The 21753-nt window shown below is 45.5% G+C and carries 21 protein-coding genes; 14 read left to right on the top strand and 7 right to left on the bottom strand.

Features of this window, described 5'->3' with window-relative positions; translation table 11 throughout:
• Positions 1 to 2: 2 nt before the first annotated feature.
• From aceE to ampD, 4 genes are all read right to left on the bottom strand, one after another.
• A complete protein-coding gene (aceE, locus tag MO387_RS18915) occupies positions 3 to 2669 on the bottom strand; it encodes a pyruvate dehydrogenase (acetyl-transferring), homodimeric type (protein WP_115333757.1) in 2667 nt (888 codons plus the stop codon).
• A gap of 81 nt (positions 2670 to 2750) precedes the next feature.
• Positions 2751 to 3503 carry a pyruvate dehydrogenase complex transcriptional repressor PdhR gene (pdhR, locus tag MO387_RS18910; RefSeq protein WP_006083345.1) on the bottom strand — a complete coding sequence of 251 codons (753 nt, stop codon included), beginning with the start codon at positions 3501 to 3503 and terminating at the stop codon, positions 2751 to 2753.
• Between the two features lie 316 nt (positions 3504 to 3819).
• On the bottom strand, positions 3820 to 4671 hold the full coding sequence (gene ampE, locus MO387_RS18905) for a beta-lactamase regulator AmpE (RefSeq protein ID WP_012090379.1): 852 nt from the start codon (positions 4669 to 4671) through the stop codon (positions 3820 to 3822).
• 69 nt (positions 4672 to 4740) lie between these two features.
• On the bottom strand, positions 4741 to 5304 hold the full coding sequence (gene ampD, locus MO387_RS18900; RefSeq protein ID WP_242326451.1) for a 1,6-anhydro-N-acetylmuramyl-L-alanine amidase AmpD: 564 nt from the start codon (positions 5302 to 5304) through the stop codon (positions 4741 to 4743).
• A gap of 533 nt (positions 5305 to 5837) precedes the next feature.
• Between ampD and nadC the strand changes: the two genes are divergently transcribed.
• The 10 genes from nadC (at position 5838) to MO387_RS18850 (ending at position 14957) form a co-directional block, all read left to right on the top strand.
• The gene (nadC, locus tag MO387_RS18895; protein ID WP_242326450.1) at positions 5838 to 6725 is read left to right on the top strand and encodes a carboxylating nicotinate-nucleotide diphosphorylase; all 888 of its coding nucleotides are present in this window, start codon (positions 5838 to 5840) and stop codon (positions 6723 to 6725) included.
• A gap of 707 nt (positions 6726 to 7432) precedes the next feature.
• Complete coding sequence (locus MO387_RS18890) at positions 7433 to 7873, top strand: prepilin-type N-terminal cleavage/methylation domain-containing protein (protein ID WP_277956707.1); 441 nt, start codon at positions 7433 to 7435, stop codon at positions 7871 to 7873.
• A gap of 79 nt (positions 7874 to 7952) precedes the next feature.
• On the top strand, positions 7953 to 9665 hold the full coding sequence (gene pilB, locus MO387_RS18885) for a type IV-A pilus assembly ATPase PilB (RefSeq protein WP_242326449.1): 1713 nt from the start codon (positions 7953 to 7955) through the stop codon (positions 9663 to 9665).
• Between the two features lie 150 nt (positions 9666 to 9815).
• Positions 9816 to 11084, top strand: coding sequence for a type II secretion system F family protein (locus tag MO387_RS18880; protein WP_242326448.1), 1269 nt, complete (start codon positions 9816 to 9818; stop codon positions 11082 to 11084).
• 43 nt (positions 11085 to 11127) lie between these two features.
• Complete coding sequence (locus tag MO387_RS18875; RefSeq protein WP_242326447.1) at positions 11128 to 12054, top strand: A24 family peptidase; 927 nt, start codon at positions 11128 to 11130, stop codon at positions 12052 to 12054.
• A 39-nt stretch (positions 12055 to 12093) separates the two neighbouring features.
• Positions 12094 to 12711 carry a dephospho-CoA kinase gene (gene coaE / locus MO387_RS18870; RefSeq protein WP_242326446.1) on the top strand — a complete coding sequence of 206 codons (618 nt, stop codon included), beginning with the start codon at positions 12094 to 12096 and terminating at the stop codon, positions 12709 to 12711.
• Positions 12704 to 13438 (top strand): cell division protein ZapD, encoded by a 735-nt coding sequence (gene zapD / locus MO387_RS18865; protein ID WP_242326445.1) that lies wholly within the window; start codon positions 12704 to 12706, stop codon positions 13436 to 13438. The genes coaE and zapD overlap by 8 nt, the downstream gene beginning before the upstream one ends.
• 73 nt (positions 13439 to 13511) lie before the next feature.
• Positions 13512 to 13721, top strand: coding sequence for a DNA gyrase inhibitor YacG (gene yacG, locus MO387_RS18860; protein ID WP_006083355.1), 210 nt, complete (start codon positions 13512 to 13514; stop codon positions 13719 to 13721).
• Between the two features lie 76 nt (positions 13722 to 13797).
• The gene (gene mutT, locus MO387_RS18855) at positions 13798 to 14190 is read left to right on the top strand and encodes an 8-oxo-dGTP diphosphatase MutT (protein WP_242326444.1); all 393 of its coding nucleotides are present in this window, start codon (positions 13798 to 13800) and stop codon (positions 14188 to 14190) included.
• Between the two features lie 230 nt (positions 14191 to 14420).
• A complete protein-coding gene (locus MO387_RS18850) occupies positions 14421 to 14957 on the top strand; it encodes a thioredoxin family protein (protein ID WP_006084374.1) in 537 nt (178 codons plus the stop codon).
• Between the two features lie 66 nt (positions 14958 to 15023).
• On the opposite strand, the gene MO387_RS18845 is transcribed toward MO387_RS18850, so the two are convergent.
• Complete coding sequence (locus MO387_RS18845) at positions 15024 to 15950, bottom strand: exopolyphosphatase (protein ID WP_242326443.1); 927 nt, start codon at positions 15948 to 15950, stop codon at positions 15024 to 15026.
• Positions 15951 to 17267: an ATP-dependent RNA helicase RhlB gene (rhlB, locus tag MO387_RS18840; protein WP_006083359.1), complete on the bottom strand. Its 1317-nt coding sequence runs from the start codon at positions 17265 to 17267 to the stop codon at positions 15951 to 15953.
• Positions 17268 to 17419: 152 nt separating this feature from the next.
• Here rhlB and trxA point away from each other — a divergent pair, with 152 nt between their 5' ends.
• Both trxA and rho read left to right on the top strand, forming a co-directional pair.
• On the top strand, positions 17420 to 17746 hold the full coding sequence (trxA, locus tag MO387_RS18835; protein WP_006083360.1) for a thioredoxin TrxA: 327 nt from the start codon (positions 17420 to 17422) through the stop codon (positions 17744 to 17746).
• Between the two features lie 209 nt (positions 17747 to 17955).
• The gene (gene rho / locus MO387_RS18830) at positions 17956 to 19221 is read left to right on the top strand and encodes a transcription termination factor Rho (protein WP_006083361.1); all 1266 of its coding nucleotides are present in this window, start codon (positions 17956 to 17958) and stop codon (positions 19219 to 19221) included.
• A 53-nt stretch (positions 19222 to 19274) separates the two neighbouring features.
• On the opposite strand, the gene MO387_RS18825 is transcribed toward rho, so the two are convergent.
• Complete coding sequence (locus tag MO387_RS18825; protein WP_242326442.1) at positions 19275 to 20201, bottom strand: LysR family transcriptional regulator; 927 nt, start codon at positions 20199 to 20201, stop codon at positions 19275 to 19277.
• Between the two features lie 120 nt (positions 20202 to 20321).
• Here MO387_RS18825 and MO387_RS18820 point away from each other — a divergent pair, with 120 nt between their 5' ends.
• Both MO387_RS18820 and MO387_RS18815 read left to right on the top strand, forming a co-directional pair.
• On the top strand, positions 20322 to 21344 hold the full coding sequence (locus MO387_RS18820; protein ID WP_242326441.1) for a zinc-binding alcohol dehydrogenase family protein: 1023 nt from the start codon (positions 20322 to 20324) through the stop codon (positions 21342 to 21344).
• Positions 21341 to 21625, top strand: coding sequence for a putative quinol monooxygenase (locus tag MO387_RS18815; RefSeq protein WP_006084381.1), 285 nt, complete (start codon positions 21341 to 21343; stop codon positions 21623 to 21625). Before MO387_RS18820 ends, MO387_RS18815 begins: the two co-directional genes overlap by 4 nt.
• Positions 21626 to 21753: the final 128 nt, after the last annotated feature.

Raw genomic sequence — 21753 nt, 5'->3', positions numbered from 1 at the left:
TCTTACGCGTACTGTGGATTGATCTTGTCAGCGTCGATACCATATTCTTTAATGGCTTTTGCTAACACATCGACAGGCAGCTCTTTGCGATCAACCAGTGATTTCAGTGCCGCAATAACGATGAACTTAGCGTCCACTTCGAAGTGGTGACGCAGATTCTCGCGGCTGTCTGAACGACCGAAACCGTCAGTACCTAACACTTTGTAATCGGTAGGAATATAAGCACGTAACTGTTCGCCGTAAATCTTCATATAGTCAGTCGCTACGATTGCAGGTGCATCACTTGAAATCACTTGGCTGATATAGGCTTGTTTTGGCGTTTCGGTTGGGTGCAGCATGTTCCAACGTTCAGCGGCTTGACCATCGCGAGTCAATTCGTTGAAGCTAGTTACGCTAAATACGTCGGCAGTAATACCGAAGTCTTTCGCCAGTGCTTGCGCCGCTTTACGGGTTTGTTCAAGGATAGTGCCACAGCTCATTAACTGAACTTTGCCTTTACCTGAGCCCGCAACCGTTTCTAACTTATAGATACCTTTCACTATGCCCACTTCCGCGCCTTCTGGCATGGCTGGTTGCTCATAGTTTTCGTTCATTGTGGTCAAGTAGTAGAAGATATCTTCTTGATTCTCGCCGTACATACGACGGATACCATCTTGTACCACAACGGCAATTTCGTAGCCGTAGGTTGGATCGTAAGAAATACAGTTAGGGATAGTGTTCGCCAATACGTGGCTGTGACCATCTTGATGCTGTAAACCTTCGCCGTTAAGCGTTGTACGACCTGAAGTACCACCGACTAAGAAACCACGAGCACGCATATCACCCGCTGCCCAAGCCATGTCGCCAATACGTTGGAAACCGAACATTGAGTAGTAGATGTAGAACGGGATCATAGGTGTATCGTTGACAGAGTAGCTTGTCGCTGCCGATACCCATGAAGACATAGCACCGAGTTCGTTAATCCCTTCTTGCAATACTTGACCGGTTTTATCTTCACGATAATAAGCCACTTGGTCAGAGTCTTGCGGTACGTATTTTTGGCCTTCGTGAGCATAAATACCCACTTGACGGAACAGACCTTCCATACCGAAAGTACGGGCTTCGTCAGGAATAATTGGCACAATGTTTTTACCAATTTTCTTGTCTTTCAGCAATGCTGTCAGCACGCGAACGAACGCCATAGTCGATGAAATTTCACGGCCGTTTGAGCCCTGTAAAATCGAATCAAAAATCTTCAGTGACGGCACTTCCATCTCTTCAGTGAACTTTTGACGACGTTGTGGCACGCTACCATGCAGCGCTTCACGACGGCTCATCATGTACTTCACTTCTTCAGAATCTGGACCTGGGTGATAGAAAGGCAGATCTTCTAACTGATCATCTGGGATCGGGATATTGAAACGATCGCGGAAGTAACGGATAGACTCAACGCCCATCTTCTTCACGTTGTGAGCGATGTTTTTACCTTCACCCGCATCACCTAAGCCATAACCTTTTACGGTTTTAGCTAAAATCACCGTTGGACGGCCTTTGGTTTTTTGTGCATGTTCCAGTGCAGCGTAAACTTTAACTGGATCATGACCGCCGCGGTTTAAGCGCCAAATGTCATCATCTGACATGTTCGCAACCATTTCGGCCGTTTCAGGATACTTACCAAAGAAGTGTTCGCGTGTATAAGCGCCACCTTTGGCTTTACAGTTTTGGTATTCACCGTCAACGGTTTCTTCCATTAACTGCAGCAGTTTACCACTGGTGTCACGGGCCAATAATGGATCCCAGTAACGACCCCAAATCACTTTCACGACTTCCCAGCCTGCGCCGCGGAATTCGCCTTCAAGTTCTTGGATGATCTTACCGTTACCACGTACAGGGCCGTCAAGACGCTGTAAGTTACAGTTAACAATGAAGACTAAGTTATCTAATTCTTCACGGGCTGCTAAACCGATCGCACCTAAGGCTTCTGGCTCGTCACACTCACCGTCACCTAAGAAACAGTAAACAGTTTGTGCTGAACAATCTTTCAGACCGCGGTCAGTCAGATATTTCAGGAAACGGGCTTGATAGATGGCTTGGATTGGACCTAAGCCCATAGAAACCGTTGGGAATTGCCAGTAATCCGGCATCAGTTTTGGATGTGGGTATGAAGACAGACCCTTACCATCCACTTCTTGACGGAAGTTAGCCAGTTGGTCTTCGCTTAAGCGACCTTCTAAGAATGAACGCGCATAAATACCAGGGGCGATATGGCCTTGGAAATACACTAAATCGCCACCGTCTTTTTCATTGGGTGCGCGGAAGAAGTGGTTAAAACATACGTCATAAATAGTCGCACTTGAGGCGAAGCTTGAAATATGGCCGCCTAATTCTAAATCTTTCTTAGAACCACGAAGCACCATAGCTAAAGCGTTCCAACGGATGATGGCGCGAATGCGACGTTCCATCTCTTGGTTGCCAGGCATGTGCGGCTCTTGACCCGCAGGGATAGTGTTCAAGTAAGCCGTTGTGGCATTGTAAGGCAAGTGAGTGCCATTACGACGCGCTTTATCGATCAGCTTCTCTAGTAAAAAATGCGCGCGCTCTGGGCCTTCCTGTTCCAACACGGCTTGCAGGGCATCAACCCATTCCTGAGTCTCTAATGGATCTACGTCTTGTAGCATATCTTCAGACATGACACTGTCCTTCTCTATATACATGATAATGAATGGTGTTTGCGGCATATTCCGATTTAGCAGGCAGCTAAACTACAGAACTTAAGCGCCACTCTTTAAACGGCGCAAGCTTCGCTGCAACCGGCTATCTTCTTCCCGCACAGATAACATCACCTCTTCAATGTAACTTAAGTGTTCATTCGAGGCTTCTCTGGCGGCTTCGGGATCACGACGAACGATGGCAGCGAGCAAGGCCCGTCTGTGATCGTTAGCCATAGTAGAAGCTTCTTCGCGGCGGCTTAAAAGCTCCAAGTTTTGCGCCACATTTTGATGCAGCACAGGGGTTAAACTGAGAACGAGGTGTAACATAGCCACGTTATGTGACGCTTCGGCAACGGCACGATAAAAGCGCACAATGGCGGCGGCTTGTTTTTCGATATCGGTGGCGGCTTCCACCTCGAGGATCATACGTTTGATATTTTGCATATCGGCGTCAGTACCACGCAGCGCCGCAAAATAAGCCATCATACCTTCGGTAGCATGACGGAACTCCAGCAAGTCGTATTGACTCTCTGGATCAGAATTCATAAGTTCAACGATAGGATCGGCAAGGCTCTGCCAGAGTTGCTCTTTGACATAAGTACCACCGCCTTGGCGGCGCATTAACAGTCCTTTTGCCTCAAGCTTTTGGATAGCTTCACGCAAAGAAGGTCGAGACACTTCAAACTGGATCGCCAGTTCGCGTTCAGGCGGTAACTTCTGACCGGGCTGCAAACTGCCCTCTAAGATCATCTGCTCTAATTGAGCCATGATCACATCAGAAATTTTTGGCTGATTAATTTTACTATAGGCCATCAGGCGCTCAGCTCCGTTGTAAATTGGTCTTACCAATTTTTTTGAGTGAGCGCACTTTATCAAATCAGCGTTTTGATGTCCAGATTGAAGATCACTCCTTAAAAGCGATCTCGATCGAAAGCACTCACGAAGAGAGAGCATAGCGGAAAAAAATGTCTATGGGGTCAGACCATTTGACAAAAGCACGGGCTTCGCCCTACTAGGCGCTGCAAAAGCGCAGCGGATAGATTCTAGGCTCTAGATTCTAGACTAGAAGGAGCAATGCGACGCCCTAGCAGCGAAGCGTTCTCGATTCTCGCTGCGAAGCATCCTTCCTTTAACTCACCAACCCAAAAATAGTCAGCAGTGACAGTACCGCGACGATAAGTGTAAAGTTGCGTTTACTCAGTACTAATAATGCCAAGGTTGACTGTACACATATAGGTGCACTAGCGACCTCAGGTAAAGGTTGCGCTGCTAATGCCGTCTCAACAACGACAGTGCGAGCACTGGTATTTATGGTCAAACCATGATGGCGCCACGCGGCTAACCCTTCGCTAAATTGGCCACTTAACGCATATCCAAAGGCAAAGATGCGGCTAGGCAACCAATCCAACACGCTAATCACTTCGTTGACTAATGGCAGATCAAGGGATTTGCGGGCATTTTCTTCGGCATAAAAACGCACAGTGCAATACAATACAGCACCGACTGGCCCCAGAAAAATAAAGAACAAAGCAACGGCGCCGTAATAACGATAGTTAATCCAAGCGACACTTTGACCCACTTTGGCGCCAAGGTCTTTCTCGGATACCGCATCCAAACACTCGCTACAATCGAGCTCAGCGGCATAATGGTAACAAGCTTGGACGTCAGAACGACAAGCCGCTTGCATATATTTCTTGAAAATATCACGCTGTTTCTGATGGTTAAAACAAACCACCGCCACGACAATCCATAGCGCTAAGCTTAATAAGCCCCAAAACATCCCCGCCACTAACCAAGACAATACATACACCAACAGGGCTGGCAGCACTAACGCCAGCGCCATCATAACGCTCGTCAGTGAAGCTTTATCACCAAAAAACGTCGTTTGGTAGGATTGCAATAAACGATCAAATTGCCATGATGAAGGAAGAAATTTAAGTCGCTCCACTAAAATGGCGACCAAGAGTGAAAATAATGCCATGGGCTGTACCTCTATAATTTGTCCATAAATAGTCTAGGTTTGTGTGAAATACGTCTAAAATCCAAAAACCTAAGAGCGTAACGCCTGAGTATATTCCTTTAGCTTCCCTAAATATCTTTCCCAATCAAAACTTTGCCCAGGGTCTGTTTTGCGCATTGGCGCAATATCACAATGACCCACAATTCGTTCGGTACTCAGCGATGGATACTCAGCCAACAGAGCTTGCGTCAACGCTGTCAGTGACTGATATTGCTCAGGAGTGTAAGGCTCAGTATCAGTGCCTTCCAGCTCAATACCAATGGAAAAATCATTACAATTCTCTCTCTCACCATAACGAGAAAGCCCTGCATGCCAAGCCCTATCGTTACAACTCACGTACTGCACACGCTCGCCATTGCGGCGGATCAAAAAGTGCGCCGAGACTTCCAAGCCCTGCAACTGTGCAAAACTGGCATCCGCATTCGTATCTAAACACCCTTGAAATAATTGATCAATATAGGGTAATCCAAAGCAACCTGCTGGCAGGCTAATATTGTGGATCACCAACAAACTCACTTCACCCAAGGGACGTTGATTAAAATGTGGTGACTCACAACGCCTTGCACCCTCACACCAACCCGAATCAAACCGCATTATGAGCTTATCCTCTATGCCACATATACCCAAACAACCTGAAGATGCAGGATTCAGCGGGAATGCAACACACTTTAGGCAAGGCGGTTATTTGCAGACCTAGTGGGCTAAGTTAAAAATAACCAACACGGCATAATGTGCGTTACAACCCGCCGGAACGGAGCGTCTAGGGCACTCCACTTCCGTGTTACATCAATTCAAAAGGTGGCCGACATTCTGTCATTGATGCGCCTTGAATTGAAGCACCCTAGGCGCTCTGAAACTCGTATATTCAGGTAGCTTGGGTATATACTCGGTTACTCTAACAGTATTCAGCCAAGCAAAGAAGAAACCCAGCACACGGAACTGACTGACTTCATCATCTTTTAATGTTGAGCTCATGAAGCAAACCATTCACTCCCAACTTAAATAAGCCAGAGGCTAAGTCCTGCCGCACATTCCTCCACGTTGTTCCGTGAGACCTAAGGCCGTGGTAATCTTAACCTAAGATGCAAGTAGGTCGTCAGTAATTAAAGAATGCAAGGACCCCGCTCATGTTAGAAAACGATATTCGTCAATCAGTAAAATCCGCCCTCAGTGAAGACTTAGGCGGCATCGAAATCAACGAACACACTAAAGCCATAGCCTATGGCGATATCACAGCAATGTTGATCCCCGCCGATAAGTACGCTGAAGCCACTTTAATCACCCGTGAAGAAGGCGTTTTTTGCGGTAAAGCATGGGCAGAGCAGGTTTTTAATCAACTCGGTGGGGAAGTCGCACTGCATTGGCATGTGGATGATGGCGATTTGGTATTACCCAACCAGTTACTGTGTGAACTCTCGGGACCAGCGCGCGCTATTCTCACCGGCGAACGCACGGCAATGAATTTCATCCAAACCCTGTCTGGCGTTGCGACCTTAACTAAGCATTATGTCGATAAACTAGTGGGCACGCACACTCGCCTATTAGATACTCGCAAAACCATTCCAGGTCTGCGCACTGCCCAGAAATATGCCGTCACCTGCGGCGGCGGCAAAAACCACCGCATTGGCTTATATGATGCATTTTTGATTAAAGAAAACCACATTATGGCCTGTGGTGGTATTCGCCAAGCCGTAGATACCGCCCGCAGCTTGTACCCGAATAAACCCGTTGAAGTCGAAGTGGAATCACTCGAAGAACTCGCCTTAGCACTCGACTCTGGCACAGATATCATCATGTTAGATAACTTCGATATCACTATGATGGTCGAAGCCGTAGAGATGAATAATCAATATCGAGCTAAAGACAAAGCAAAAGGCGCTAAGCTTGAAGTATCCGGCAATGTCACCTTAGACACTTTAGCCGAATTTGCTAAAACCAGTGTCGACTATATCTCAGTTGGTGCTCTCACTAAGCATGTTCGCGCCCTAGACTTGTCGCTTAGATTGAAAGCTTAAAACCGACTTAAAGTAAACCGTAACATTTGTTACATCACAAAACGCTTTGCATGTACCAAACTCCAAAAGCAAAGCGTTTTGCCCTTGTGATACGAATATCAGCAATGGCTAAACGACTTTAATAACCAGTCGAAAATCCGCCATCACCTTGACTCTAACGCGAATACCAGTCAACCAAACTGACATTGTCAAAATTTTGTTATAACACAATGTGTTTAATCTTCTATTTCTTAGACAAATGAATCATTTTATTAGTACTTTATGAGTAAAAGTTGTTTCATTTTATGCAACTTTGTACTAACTTTTACAAAGGCGAGATGGCCGTTTGGTCAACCTCACCTAAGGTCAGCACTGGAATGCCTGTCAAAATACTCTAATTTGCGTTTCAGGAGCACATTTTGAGGGACATTAGCCTAAGGTGCGGTTACCGAAATGATTTATCAAAACAATCATTAACTTAGTGCTAACCTAACATTAGTTTAGTAAAATGAAAGTGACTTTGAATAAATCAGCATGAGTCATTACACATGGGTCATTCAAGATCATCGGTGTACTGTTAATGTTACATAGATCATATAAATGATTTTATTAGCATCAATGAGTAAAAAAGTTTGACGAGTCAAAACAATTTATAGTGTAAAACAGCGGTTAGGTTAAACACTCTATTCAACCACAGTAAGTCACTAAATAGTTAGCTGGAGAGAAAAATGAAGGCCATGAATTTAAACAAAGCATTAAATAAAAAAGCTCAGGGTTTTACTCTGATCGAGTTAATGATTGTAGTAGCCATTATCGGTATTTTGGCTGCGATTGCACTGCCCGCTTATAAAGATTATGTGACTTCAGCCCAAGGAAGCGCTGCGATGAAAGGCGTAACGGCTTTTGCGCAAAAAATACAGGCTTGCATTCAAACAGATATAGGTTGCACAACACTCAAAGCTGAAGTAAATCAGAACGCAAAATTTACTGATATCGGTGATGTTACAGTAAATAATGGTATTACTTTAATATGGACTGAAAGTAAATGTGTCCTCACTGCAACTTTTGTTGCTACTGGTGGGGTTGGATTTGCTATGGAGGCTGGGAAATCTGCGGCAACTGATGACTTAGCTTTATGTAAGAAGGGGGCAGGACTACCAGCAGCTTAATTTAAATAAATTATCAAAATATTAGAGGCTAGATATTAGCCTCTTTCAATTTAAATTATACCTCGAGAAAAAATTCGGAATGCCCACTACAGGCTTGCATTTAGGTTTATCTACCCTGTTTATTCGTAAGGGCCTGCTAAATGAAGAGCAGATGGCTAATGCCATCACAAAATCCCGTCAGAATAAACATGCCCTTGTTAGCACTTTAGTTCAAAGCAAGCTTGTCTCTGCCCGTGCAATAGCAGAGCTTTGCTACGAAGAGTACGGAACTCCACTACTCGATCTCAATGAGTTTGATCTTGCATCCATACCAGAAGATTTTCTCAATAAAAAACTGATTGAAAAACACCGCTGCTTACCACTATTTAAACGGGGAAATCGCCTCTATATAGGCACATCAGATCCGACTAATATTGCCGCTCTTGAGGACTTTCAATTCAGTGCGGGCTTGCACGCTGAAGCGATTCTAGTTGAAGAAGATAAACTAGCCAAAGCACTGGAGAAAATTCTCGAAGTAGATATTAGCGGCCTAGATTTATGCGGCATGGATGAAGCGGCTCTAGCCAATATTGAAATAACGGATACCGACAGACGCAATGAAGAGTCAACGGGTGAGAGTAGCGATGATGCGCCTATTGTTATCTATATCAATAAAATTCTAACCGATGCGATCCGTAAAGGTGCGTCAGATTTGCACTTTGAACCCTATGAAAAGCGCTACCGTATTCGTTTTCGTATAGATGGTATTCTGCACGAAGTGTCTGAGCCGCCGATTAGTCTCGCCGGACGTTTATCGGCACGGCTAAAGGTAATGTCGAAACTGGATATCGCCGAACGGCGCGTACCACAGGATGGTCGAATTAAGATGAAACTATCCCGCACTAAGTCTATCGACTTTCGGGTTAGTACTCTGCCGACCCTGTGGGGTGAAAAGATTGTAATGCGGATTTTAGACTCATCCTCCGCACAATTAGGCATTGAAAAGCTCGGCTACGAGCCAGACCAAGAAAAGCTCTACCTTGAGATGCTAGCAAAACCACAAGGGATGATTCTAGTGACTGGTCCAACCGGTTCAGGTAAGACCGTCTCCCTTTACACAGGGTTAAATATTCTCAATACCGAAGAGCGTAATATTTCTACCGCCGAAGATCCGGTGGAGATTAACCTCGAAGGCGTGAACCAAGTTCACATTAATTTAAAGGCAGGCCTCACCTTCGCCTCCGCACTGCGTTCGTTCTTACGCCAAGACCCAGATGTAGTGATGGTAGGTGAAATCCGCGATCTGGAAACCGCCGAAATTGCCATTAAAGCGGCGCAAACGGGTCACTTAGTCTTATCGACCTTACACACTAACTCGGCGGCAGAAACCTTAACCCGTTTAATCAACATGGGGGTTCCTGGCTACAATATCGCTAGTTCAGTAAACCTGATTATTGCCCAACGCTTAGCCCGTCGCCTCTGCCCCGAATGTAAGCAAGCAGAAGTGATCCCCGAGCATGAATTACTGCGCCTAGGTTTTAACCAAACACAAATTACTCAAGGCTTTACCACCTTTAAACCTGTTGGCTGCGAGCATTGCTCTGCAGGCTACAAAGGCCGTGTTGGTATTTATGAAGTGATGAAGATGTCTGACGAAATAGCCCGTACTATTATGGAGGGCGGTAATTCTTTACAAATCGCCTCCCAAGCTAAAGCCCAAGGAATGCGTGATTTACGTCAATCAGGCTTATTGAAAGTGATCCACGGTGTCACTAGCATTGCAGAAGTCAATCGTGTAACCAGTTTTGGCTAAATCCAATCTTTATATATCTAAAGCTAAATCTAAAATGCAGGCAATAGCGCATCATTACTCGCATATTTGAATCTTAGAGTCCAAACTATTTAGCAAGCACAGCGTTCAGTTAACTAGAAATCTAGAACGATTTATTTACAGGAATCATTTATGGCTACGGCAACGACAACAAGAAAGCCTCGCGCCAAGAAAGCCGAGCAAAAGAGCCAACCAAAAATCTATACCTTCGAATGGAAAGGTGTAAATCGCGACGGCAAGAAAACAGCAGGTGAACTCAGGGGAGCAACCGCCGCTGAAATCCGTAGCCAGCTTAAATCCCAAGGTGTGAATCCAAAGAGTGTTCGTAAACAGTCATCTGCGCTATTTAAACTAGGTGATCCGAAAATCACCCCCATGGATATTGCTGTAATGACCCGCCAAATTGCGACTATGTTAGCGGCGGGCGTACCTTTAGTCACCACAATTGAACTACTCGGCCGTGGTCACGAAAAAGCTAAGATGAGGGAACTATTAGGAAATATCCTCAGCGAAATTCAATCAGGAATTCCTTTATCAGATGCAATGCGTCCTCATAGGCGTTACTTCGATGAACTTTATGTTGACCTAGTTGCAGCCGGTGAACATTCAGGTTCACTAGACTTGGTTTTTGATCGCGTAGCTACCTACAGAGAAAAATCAGAAGCACTGAAATCAAAAATTAAGAAGGCTATGTTCTACCCTGCTGCAGTTGTCATCGTCGCAATCTTAGTCACCTCATTATTATTATTGTTTGTGGTGCCTCAATTTGAGGAGATTTTTAAGGGGTTTGGCGCTGAACTGCCCGCCTTTACTCAATTAGTACTACAAATTTCCCGCGGCTTACAATCCTCTTGGTATATCTTCTTAGCCGCTATCGTCGGCGGAGTATTTTTGTTCGTTCGAGCCCACAGAAACTCACAAATTGTACGAGATAGAGTCGATGAAGCTGTGCTTAAAATCCCCGCTATTGGGCCGATTTTACACAAAGGAGCCATGGCTCGATTCGCCCGCACTTTAGCAACTACTTTCGCCGCGGGCGTGCCGTTAATTGATGGTCTAGAGTCTGCCGCTGGCGCATCGGGTAATGCGGTATACCGCAAAGCCATTTTAAAAATCCGTCAAGAAGTTATGGCGGGGATGCAGATGAATGTGGCTATGCAGACCACTGGACTTTTCCCCGACATGTTAGTACAAATGGTGATGATAGGCGAAGAATCAGGTTCACTGGATAACATGCTCAATAAAGTCTCAACCATTTACGAAATGCAAGTAGATGATGCGGTTGATGGCTTATCAAGCCTGATAGAACCGATTATGATGGTGGTTATCGGGACACTTGTAGGTGGTTTGATTGTAGGCATGTACCTACCTATCTTCCAAATGGGAAATGTCGTAGGCTAACGCTTCACTTCAATAATAGAAAAGTTAATAACAAGAACAGCTAATGAATGAATTTATCTCTCTTTTGAGCCAGTCTCTAAACCAGAGTCCTTGGCTCTTTATTACTTTAAGCTTTGTTTTTTCCGCTACCATTGGTAGTTTTTTAAATGTGGTGATCCACAGATTTCCTGTGATGATGAAACGGGAGTGGCAGCAAGAATGTAATCAGTATTTGCAGGAATACCACGAAGACATAGTCAAAAAAATCGGTATAGAACAACTCAATAAACCTATTGATGACTTCCCTGAAAAGTATAATCTTGTTGTCCCAGGCTCAGCCTGCCCTAAGTGCAAAACGTCGATTAAACCTTGGCATAATTTACCCCTATTAGGCTGGTTAATGCTCAAGGGAAAATGCGCCGCCTGTCACGCCCCTATTTCAGCCCGCTACCCTATTATTGAATTCATCACAGGGCTACTTATCGCGACTTTAGCTTGGCATTTCGGTCCAAGCTGGCAGTTTGTTTTTGCGAGCATACTCACCTTTGTGCTTGTAGCACTGACAGGTATCGATCTTGATGAGATGTTGCTCCCCGACCAAATGACGTTGCCGTTACTTTGGCTAGGCTTGATAATCAATTTAAATCATACCTTTGCGAGCCCAACCGATGCGATTATCGGTGCGGCGGCAGGCTATTTGAGTCTATGGTCCATTTTCTGGTTGTTTAAAATCCTCACCGGCAAGGAAGGCATGGGTTATGGCGACTTTAAATTACTCGCCGTGTTCGGTGCTTGGCTTGGCTGGCAAATGCTGCCGCTGGTGATTTTACTTTCGTCCCTCGTTGGCGCAGTCGTTGGCATCACTATGATTGTTAGTAAACGCCTGAAACAAGGGAATCCAATCCCATTTGGCCCCTATATTGCCGCAGCTGGCTGGATAGCCTTGCTATTTGGGCAACAGATTGTCGATTGGTACCTATCGACACTGTAAGATCTAGCAAATTAAGCACAAAGCTATCCGGAGTATGTTATGTCAAAGTTTGTCGTTGGCCTTACAGGCGGCATCGGCAGCGGTAAAACGACTGTTGCCAATTTGTTCGCCGCCGAAGGGGTTGCCTTAGTCGACGCCGATATCGTTGCCCGCGAAGTTGTCGCTCCCGGTTCAACTGGACTGGAAGCGATCGTCACTCATTTTGGTGCTGAGATATTAACACCTGAGGGTGAACTCGATCGCGCCAAGTTGCGGCAGCGGATATTTAGCCATCCAAAAGAGCGCGAATGGCTAAACCAACTATTACACCCCATGATCCGCCAAGAAATGCTCGCGCAGGTAGAAAAAGCGACCTCTGCCTATGTAATTATGGTCGTGCCCTTGCTATTTGAGAACGGGTTAGATAGGTTAGTCAATCGGACTTTAGTGGTGGATATTTCACCTGAGTTGCAAATAAATCGCACCGTAAAACGTGACAATGTTGATGCATCTCAAGTTAATAACATCATTAGTAGCCAATGTAGTCGCAGCGAAAAACTCGCTAGAGCCGACGACATTATTGATAATCAAGGAGAGATATCAAGCTTAAAACGAGAGGTGCAAGCATTGCATCAGCGCTATTTACAACTTTCTGGTACTGATAACGCCCATGACTGAATTAGTTTACGAACAGCCCTTAAACGAGAAAATTCGCAGCTACTTGCGGCTCGAATACCTCGATAAACAGCTGCAAAGTAATCTAAATCATGACCACCAACATAGATGTTTTTATCCGCTGTTTTCCCTCTGTGAATTGTCCGAACGCTGTGATTATCGTAATGAAGTATTAAAAGATATTGAGCGGCACTTGCTGCAACTGAGCAAATGGCAAGAATTAGATCACGTCGACCACCAGCAAATCGACATTTATATCAATGCCCTCACCCAAGCCCGCGAACCGTTGCAAAAGCCCGACCGCTTCGGCAGCCAACTAAAACAAGACAGATTCATTTCCGCACTAAGACAACGCTTTGGCATGCCGGGCGCCTGCTGTAACTTCGATCTGCCGCAACTGCATTATTGGCTAGCTAAACCTTGGGAAGAAAAACAACAAGACTACCGCGCTTGGATAGCACACTTCGAACCTTTGCTCACCCCCATCACCCTATTGCTTCAACTCACCCGCAGCACAGCCCATTACGACAATGCCGTTGCCCATGCAGGTTTTTATCAAGGCGACAGTGCTCAAGCACTTGCTTTAGTGCGAGTCAAAGTCGATGCCTCCCACGGGTGTTATCCTACGATTAGCGGCCATAAAAACCGTTTTGCAATCCATTTTGTGCAGTTTGAACAACAACGCCACTCCGACCGTTCGATTGATTTCTTACTGGCTACCTGTGCATGAAGCATTTACACTAATGGCCTGAAAGACATTAGTATTGGCGGCCGCTGTATCGCCGTTAACCAAGAGAACAATTATGCCATTGACCGTTAACTGCCCTATCTGCAAAGCCCCTGTCGAGTGGGTTCCACAATCTGCATTTAAACCTTTTTGCAGCGAGCGCTGTAAGCTCATCGACCTCGGCGATTGGGCATCAGAAAAGCATGTCATTCCGGTTAAAGCCGAATTTGATCCCGAAGCTTTTGATGAATTTGATCTCGATGAAGGCGATTTTTTTAAAGAATAATGCGAAGCGCTAACAGCTCAGCTTACGCCATCACAGCGCTTAATTTGCCCAACTCTCTACTCAATAGATAAATATTATGACTAAACGCATCCATGTTGCCGTCGGCATTATTACTAACTCGGCCGGTGAAATTCTGTTGGCAAAACGCCCAGACCATTTACATCAAGGTGGGAAATGGGAATTTCCTGGCGGCAAAGTTGAGGCGGGCGAAACGGTCACTCAAGCGCTGATCCGTGAACTCAAAGAGGAAGTCGCGCTCGATGTCACCGATAGTCAGCCATTTATGGCGCTGAGTTTCGATTATCCCGATAAACAAGTGCTACTTGATATCCATTCAGTCACGGAATTTAATGGTACAGCTCAAGGCCTCGAAGGTCAGCTTATCGCTTGGGTCACTAAAGCCGACTTAGTTAATTACAACTTCCCTGACGCTAACAAGCCTATTCTAGAAAAAATTCTCGCCCAGTAATCGAGCCACTTAGCTTATTATTTCAACGTGCTCAGTCCCCGAATCGCAATTCGGGGATGTGCTTTTTCAATGTCTTAACTCCGCAAACCATGCAATCCTGTGATCGTTAAGCTTATAGATATTAGCAATGCGTGATCTAGCTTGCAGCAAATCAATGATCCGCTTTAATCGCATCGAGAATAATGTTTGAATCAAGCTTCATTCTTTCTCTTCGATTTTAAGGGCGCATCATGCACAATAACGTTAAGGCATTCCTAGCCACTACAGCCTTATTTTTTAGTTGTCAGGTACTAGCCAATGGTGGCTGTGGATTTGAAGAACAACAACAGGGCTTAATTGCGACCTGCAGCGAGGAGAAACAAGAAGTGATTTTAACTGGCATAGTCGAAGCACAACATTTAGTCACAGATCTCAATGAGTTTGCCGAAGGGTATAAAAGCTACCAGGTTGACACTGCGGCAATCACTCCACTTAAAAGCGTCACCGAACCAACTGAAATTATTGTGATCATTGGTACTTGGTGTCCAGATTGTCACCGTGAAACACCGCGCTTTATCCGTATCATGGAAGAAGTCGCCAATCCCAATATCAAAGTGACCTATATTGGTGTCGACCGGACAAAGAAAGATCCCGAAGGCTTAGCTGCCAAATACGACTTTACCCGTATTCCAACCTTTATTGTGCTACAGCAAGGTAAAGAAGTTGGCCGTATCGTAGAGCGCCCAACCGTTTCCTTAGAGAAAGATCTCGCCGATTTATTGAAATAAGCGACGCAGTACACACAATAAAGGCCGCATAGCGGCCTTTGGTTTTTATCATGTTTCAATAAAATATTAGCTCGCTTCGTCAATAATTCGCTGCGCGAGCATCACTAAAACACCTTCACGTAATGCGCCGCCAGATAAGGCTAAATGCTCTATCCCCAGCAACTCAAACAAAGCTAACAAAATAGCGACACCCGCTGCAAAAGTCGGTGCCCGCTCGCTACAAAGCCCAGCGATCCCCGTTAAGCCAATGTCTTCTTGGGCGAGAATTTCAGCCTTCAGCTGAGTGAGCACATCGAGCGTTATCGTCTCAGATAAGCCACGGTGAAGCAGTACTTCAACCACAGATTGCACAGCGCCAGAGGCACCAACAACACAATGCCAACCTAAATCGCGCAGGGTTTGTCTATGCTCAGCTAATGCGGTTAGCACTTGCTGCTTGGCATCATCGAAATCTAACTGTTGCAGCGGCAAGCTACTAAAAAATTGGCGATTATAAGTAACGCTACCAAAGGGCAAACTGGTTTTGAACAACACTTGATGCCCATCACCGATAATAAACTCAGTACTCGCCCCGCCGATATCTATCACTAAACGGCGCCCTTGACCACAGGTGGTTGCCACCATGCCTTGATAGATAAGCTCAGCTTCACGCATGCCTGAGATGATTTCAATTGGATGACCAAGGAGTGGCAATGCACGCCGATTAAACTCATCGGCATTGTTGATACTACGAAGGGTTGCGGTAGCAATCACAGCGACATGATTTGCTTGAATCTTATGTTGCACCAACATTTGGGCAAACATACTCAAACAGTCGAGGCCGCGCTGCATCACATCATGGCTTAAGTTGCCATCGTCGCCTATACCTTCGGCGAGCCTCACCTTGCGTTTATATTTCGCAATAATATGCGGCTGACCACCACGAGTTTTGGCGATCAGCATATTAAAACTGTTTGAGCCTAATGTTATAGCGGCATAAGCGGGTGTTGGCATTTACGAATGTCTACGTGTCCTATCATGACGAGGAGGGCGAGCACCACTGCGTTGCGCACCTGGACGACTTGTCCCAGAACGATCACGCAGGTTTCGAGTGCCGCTCGGGTGTTTACGGTGGATCTTCGCTGGCGTAGGAATATCGGCCAATAAAGCTTCACTGTCGTAATTACTCACTGGAATCGAATGATTAATATAGCTTTCGATTGCTGGCAAGTTTAACGCGTACTCTTCACAGGCAAAGCTTATCGACATGCCCTTATTACCCGCACGACCCGTACGACCGATTCGGTGCACATAGTCTTCACAATCATCAGGTAAATCATAGTTATACACGTGTGAAACGTCAGAAATATGTAAACCGCGAGCCGCGACATCGGTAGCAACCAATATATCTAATTGGCCACTGGTAAACTGCTCAAGAATACGAATACGTTTTTTCTGTGGCACATCACCCGTTAACAAACCCACGCGATGTCCGTCACCTTCAAGCCAAGACCAAAGCGTTTCACAACTGTGCTTAGTGTTAGAGAAAACGATGGCTTTTTCTGGCCAATCTTCTTCAATCAAGGTCAACAGCAAACGCATCTTCTCTTCTTGCGAAGGATAGAAGATTTCTTCTTTGATGTTTTTGGAGGTTTTTTCTTCAGGGGCGATTTCGACTTTAACTGGCTCGTTCATATGATCGTAAGCCAGCTCTTGCACTTTCATCGACAAGGTTGCCGAAAATAGCATATTAAGACGTTGATTTGCCTCAGGCATACGTCTAAACAAGAAGCGGATATCTTTGATAAAACCAAGATCGAACATACGATCGGCTTCATCTAATACCACAGCCTGAATCGAGTTCAGACCGATAATGCCTTGGCGAACGTAGTCAATAATTCGACCCGTAGTACCAATCAAGATATCAACACCTTGATCTAATACTTTGCGCTGTACATCGTAACTTTCGCCGCCATAAACAATACCCACCTTTAAGTGAGTGTGTTTAGCGAGTAAAATCGCATCTTTAGCAATCTGAATCGCCAGTTCGCGAGTCGGAGCCATAATGATGGCGCGGGGCTGATTAATCAGTCGACCTTCAGGTACGGGAGTCGATAATAAGTGATTAAAAGTGGCGACCAAAAAGGCCATTGTCTTGCCAGTGCCCGTTTGTGCTTGACCAGCGATATCTTTTGATTGAAGTAATACAGGCAGTGATAACGCCTGGATCGGCGTACAAAATTCGAAGCCATTTTCGGCAAGGGCCTGTTTAACCTCAGGATGTAGAGGTAGGTCGGCAAACCTTTGGGTAGATAGATGTGTTTCGCTCATAGCGCAAGCTTACCTGTTGAGGTTGCAATAAGATACTCGATCGTTTGAAATAGCCACATTGTAAAAAGGTAACTTGAAAAGCTATTTTTCAGCCCCAATATACATGGTAAGCCATTAACAAACCAGCAATGGCACCCAAACTGGAGAACATCATGAGCGATAAAATTATATACCTGAGTGACGACAGCTTCGAAAACGACGTATTAAAGTCTGATTTGCCAGTATTGGTAGACTTCTGGGCCGAGTGGTGTGGTCCTTGTAAAATGATCGCTCCAATTTTAGACGATGTGTCTGAAGAATATGCAGGCCGCGTGACTATCGCTAAATTAAACGTTGACCAAAACAATGTTTCTCCAGCGAAATATGGCGTTCGTGGCATCCCAACTTTACTGTTATTCAAGAACGGCGAATTAGCCGCAACTAAAGTTGGCGCACTATCAAAAACGCAATTAAAAGAGTTTATCGACGCGCAAATCTAATTTGATGTGGTAATGAGTGACCTCCGGCACAAGCTATAAATTAATTGTGCCGGAATTTCCCTAAATTTCTGGACGCCCCGCTTTGTTAGTGCTACTTTAATAACCAGATTCTTTCTAATAACCTCTTCTCGCTCGTCAATCACTATCCTGAATTACATCCTTACTGATTGATCGCGGTAAGCTTTGTCGCGTAACACAAGACCCCCAAAATGAACTTAACTGAATTAAAAGACACGCCGATTTCTGACCTAGTCTCGCTAGCTGAAAATATGAAGCTCGAAAATATGGCCCGCGCTCGCAAGCAGGACATTATTTTCTCAATCCTTAAAGCCCACGCAAAAAGTGGAGAAGACATTTTCGGTGGTGGGGTATTAGAAATACTCCAAGACGGTTTCGGCTTCTTACGCAGCTCAGACGGTTCTTATTTAGCTGGTCCAGATGACATCTATGTCTCACCAAGCCAAATTCGCCGCTTTAACATGCGAACGGGTGATACCATTTTTGGTAAAATTCGCCCACCGAAAGAAGGCGAGCGTTATTTTGCCCTATTGAAAGTCAACGAAGTTAACTTCGATAAACCAGAAAACTCCCGTAATAAAATCCTCTTTGAAAACTTAACCCCACTCCACGCAGAAGAACGTATGCGTATGGAGCGTGGCAACGGCTCAACTGAAGATATTACCGCGCGTATTCTGGATTTATGTTCACCGATTGGTAAAGGTCAACGTGGTTTGATCGTTGCACCACCAAAAGCCGGTAAAACGCTATTACTTCAAGGTATTGCTCAGAGTATCAGCTACAACAACCCTGAAGTGGTGTTGATGGTATTGTTGATCGACGAACGTCCAGAAGAAGTCACTGAGATGCAACGCCTCGTTAAAGGCGAAGTTATCGCATCAACCTTCGATGAGCCAGCCAGCCGTCACGTTCAAGTTGCCGAAATGGTGATTGAAAAAGCCAAGCGCTTGGTTGAACACAAGAAAGACGTGGTTATCCTACTCGATTCTATTACTCGTCTAGCCCGTGCCTATAACACTGTGATCCCGTCATCGGGTAAAGTGTTAACCGGTGGTGTGGATGCGAACGCCCTGCACCGTCCAAAACGCTTCTTCGGTGCGGCACGTAACATCGAACACGGCGGCAGCTTGACCATTATCGCCACTGCTTTGGTTGATACTGGTTCTAAGATGGACGAAGTGATCTACGAAGAATTTAAAGGTACAGGTAACCAAGAACTGCATCTGTCACGTAAAGCGGCAGAAAAGCGTGTGTTCCCAGCCATTGACTTCAACCGCAGTGGTACGCGTCGTGAAGAAAAACTCACGACTCAAGAAGAACTGCAAAAAATGTGGATCCTGCGTAAGATTTTAAATCCTATGGATGAAGTCAGCGCAATGGAATTCTTAATCGACAAATTGGCTATGACCAAGACTAACGAAGAATTCTTTACCGCCATGAAACGCGCTAAGTCTTAATCTCAGCGAGTCGCTAAAAAGCCGCATCATGCGGCTTTTTTGTTTCTTAAATCCTAAGATTTTTTTACTGCCAGTATTTTACCTAGGCTTCTACTCAAAGCCTGTGTACGTTGCCGCAGCAATTCACGCAGCAACAAGACAACAGGCGTCACATGCTCGCGTCCTGGGCACACTAAGTACAAATCGACTGGCTCACCTTGATAATCAGGCAACAATCGTACTAAACGCCCTGAAATTAAGTCATCGGCCAGATCTAGACTCGACTTAAATACCAATCCTTTACCCGCCACAGCCCAGCGACGAGCTATTTCCGCATCGTTAGCACTGCGGTTGCCCGTGACACGCACTTTATATTCTTGGCCGTCGCGCCTAAATTGCCATTGATCGTGGGTTCGCTCATCTAACTTATAAAACAAGCAATTATGTTCTATCAGCTGCTCCAAGGAATCCGGTACACCAAACTCGGCCAGATATTCAGGTGAGGCGCACAAGACACGATCAACACTGCAGAGCGGAAATGCCACTTGGTTTGAGTCCTGCGGTTTGCCGTAACGCACAGCGACATCAATTTTATCGTGATAAAAGCTGCTGATATTATCGCCAAGATGCAAGCGCACTTGCAGCTGCGGGAAATCGAGCAAAAATTCATCGAGCCAAGGCACAAACAGATTACGGCCAAAGTCTGAAGAAACCGAAAGGCTTAAGGTGCCAGATATCTTACCTTTATCACTGGCGATGGCTTGCTCGCCGAGCGCTAAATCGCTTAGCGCACGTCGGCAATGAATAAGATAACGCTCACCTTGTACAGTCAAACGTAAGCTGCGGGTCGTGCGGATAAATAAGCTAGTATCAAGCTGTTTTTCAAGCCGTTTTATTGCGGCGCTGGCAGAAGCAGCCGAGATGTCCATCTCGGCCGCAGCAGCAGAAATATTGCCACAATCGGCGACACGCACGAACAAAGCTAAATCATTAATCAACATGATTATCAAAAATCCTTTGAAAAAATTACAAACTTTACCCTGTTTGTCTCTTGGCTAATATTCCACACAATGGCTACTCGATACAAGTAGACTCAAGCCAGTACACCCAGAGGAATAAACATGAAAGCCATTGGTTACCAGACAGCGGGTGCAATCACAGCGCCCAATGCATTAGAAAACATCACGCTAGCCGAGCCAACTGCGACAGGTTTTGACCTTTTAGTGGAAATCAAAGCCATTTCTGTCAATCCGGTTGATACAAAAATCCGTGCATCTAGCTCAGCGTCTGCAGGCGAATACAAAATTATCGGCTGGGATGCGGTCGGTGTCGTCAAAGCCGTTGGTGAGAAAGTCAGTCTTTTCAACGTTGGCGATGAAGTGTGGTATGCGGGCGATATCAGTCGCAGCGGAAGTTATGCAGAATATCAATTGGTTGATGAGCGAATTGTCGGCCATAAACCTAAAAGTTTAACCTATACCCAAGCCGCGGCATTACCTTTAACGGGGATTACGGCATGGGAGATTTTATTCGACCGTTTAGCTTTACCCCAAGATGGTTCGGCAACTGACGCCCGTATTTTAATTATCGGTGCGGCCGGCGGTGTGGGTTCAATCATCACTCAGCTTGCAGTAAAACTCACAGGTGCAGAAGTGATAGGCACTGCATCTCGTCCAGAATCCGCCGCTTGGGTGCACAAACTTGGTGCCGATGCTGTTATCGACCACACCAAGCCACTTTCACAGGAGCTTGCCAATATTGGCATTACTGATGTGACCCATGTGATTAGCTTAACCCAAACCGATCAACATTTTGATGAAATAGTACAAGTGCTTAAGCCACAAGGAAAACTAGCATTAATCGATGATCCTAAGGGGCCATTAGATGTGATGAAACTTAAGCGTAAAAGCTTATCCTTACACTGGGAACTGATGTTTACCCGCAGCCTATATCAGACCGAGGATATGATTGCGCAACATCACTTACTCAACCGCTTAAGCGCCCTTATCGATACAGGCGAGTTACAGAGTACGTTCGGTGAACACTACGGCACCATTAATGCCCAAAACTTAATCAAAGCTCACGCTCAGATAGAGTCTGGCAAAGCGATCGGTAAAATTGTTTTAGAAGGTTTTAACCAATGAAAATAACAGTATTTGCCCAAATCATAGCGAATCAAGGCCAAAGCGACGCGCTATTTAAGATACTCAAGCAACTCGTGACAGACACGCATACCGAGGCTGGTTGCATCGAATACAAACTGCATCACTCATTAGATGATGAAAATATCTTCTGGATGTACGAAATTTGGCAATCCCAAGCGGCATTGGATGAACATATGGCGAGTGCGCATTTCCAAGCATTTGTCGCCCAAACGGCAGACTTAATCAGTCGAGCTGACATCCATAAAAGCTACGCCTGTTAATCAGTAAAGAATCCGCCTTCTTAGAAGGCGGCTTTGACTTGCCCCTGGAAGGGGCTATTCCAAGAACCTACATCATCTGCAACGACAATTGAGCCTCATGTTCCTGATCTTGTTTATCTTGATGGCGC

Source organism: Shewanella sp. N2AIL (assembly GCF_022690845.1).
In the GTDB taxonomy this organism is placed as follows: Bacteria; Pseudomonadota; Gammaproteobacteria; order Enterobacterales; family Shewanellaceae; genus Shewanella; species Shewanella baltica.
The sequence above is the reverse complement of the archived record's forward strand: the minus strand, read 5'-3'. Positions and strand labels throughout refer to the sequence as shown.

Excerpts from the sequence above, each read along its gene's own strand:
- aceE (WP_115333757.1), bottom strand. The coding sequence starts at position 2,669 with ATGTCTGAAGATATGCTACAAGACGTAGATCCATTAGAGACTCAGGAA.
- pdhR (WP_006083345.1), bottom strand. The coding sequence starts at position 3,503 with ATGGCCTATAGTAAAATTAATCAGCCAAAAATTTCTGATGTGATCATG.
- ampE (WP_012090379.1), bottom strand. The coding sequence starts at position 4,671 with ATGGCATTATTTTCACTCTTGGTCGCCATTTTAGTGGAGCGACTTAAA.
- ampD (WP_242326451.1), bottom strand. The coding sequence starts at position 5,304 with ATGCGGTTTGATTCGGGTTGGTGTGAGGGTGCAAGGCGTTGTGAGTCA.
- nadC (WP_242326450.1), top strand. The coding sequence starts at position 5,838 with ATGTTAGAAAACGATATTCGTCAATCAGTAAAATCCGCCCTCAGTGAA.
- MO387_RS18890 (WP_277956707.1), top strand. The coding sequence starts at position 7,433 with ATGAAGGCCATGAATTTAAACAAAGCATTAAATAAAAAAGCTCAGGGT.
- pilB (WP_242326449.1), top strand. The coding sequence starts at position 7,953 with ATGCCCACTACAGGCTTGCATTTAGGTTTATCTACCCTGTTTATTCGT.
- MO387_RS18880 (WP_242326448.1), top strand. The coding sequence starts at position 9,816 with ATGGCTACGGCAACGACAACAAGAAAGCCTCGCGCCAAGAAAGCCGAG.
- MO387_RS18875 (WP_242326447.1), top strand. The coding sequence starts at position 11,128 with ATGAATGAATTTATCTCTCTTTTGAGCCAGTCTCTAAACCAGAGTCCT.
- coaE (WP_242326446.1), top strand. The coding sequence starts at position 12,094 with ATGTCAAAGTTTGTCGTTGGCCTTACAGGCGGCATCGGCAGCGGTAAA.
- zapD (WP_242326445.1), top strand. The coding sequence starts at position 12,704 with ATGACTGAATTAGTTTACGAACAGCCCTTAAACGAGAAAATTCGCAGC.
- yacG (WP_006083355.1), top strand. The coding sequence starts at position 13,512 with ATGCCATTGACCGTTAACTGCCCTATCTGCAAAGCCCCTGTCGAGTGG.
- mutT (WP_242326444.1), top strand. The coding sequence starts at position 13,798 with ATGACTAAACGCATCCATGTTGCCGTCGGCATTATTACTAACTCGGCC.
- MO387_RS18850 (WP_006084374.1), top strand. The coding sequence starts at position 14,421 with ATGCACAATAACGTTAAGGCATTCCTAGCCACTACAGCCTTATTTTTT.
- MO387_RS18845 (WP_242326443.1), bottom strand. The coding sequence starts at position 15,950 with ATGCCAACACCCGCTTATGCCGCTATAACATTAGGCTCAAACAGTTTT.
- rhlB (WP_006083359.1), bottom strand. The coding sequence starts at position 17,267 with ATGAGCGAAACACATCTATCTACCCAAAGGTTTGCCGACCTACCTCTA.
- trxA (WP_006083360.1), top strand. The coding sequence starts at position 17,420 with ATGAGCGATAAAATTATATACCTGAGTGACGACAGCTTCGAAAACGAC.
- rho (WP_006083361.1), top strand. The coding sequence starts at position 17,956 with ATGAACTTAACTGAATTAAAAGACACGCCGATTTCTGACCTAGTCTCG.
- MO387_RS18825 (WP_242326442.1), bottom strand. The coding sequence starts at position 20,201 with ATGTTGATTAATGATTTAGCTTTGTTCGTGCGTGTCGCCGATTGTGGC.
- MO387_RS18820 (WP_242326441.1), top strand. The coding sequence starts at position 20,322 with ATGAAAGCCATTGGTTACCAGACAGCGGGTGCAATCACAGCGCCCAAT.
- MO387_RS18815 (WP_006084381.1), top strand. The coding sequence starts at position 21,341 with ATGAAAATAACAGTATTTGCCCAAATCATAGCGAATCAAGGCCAAAGC.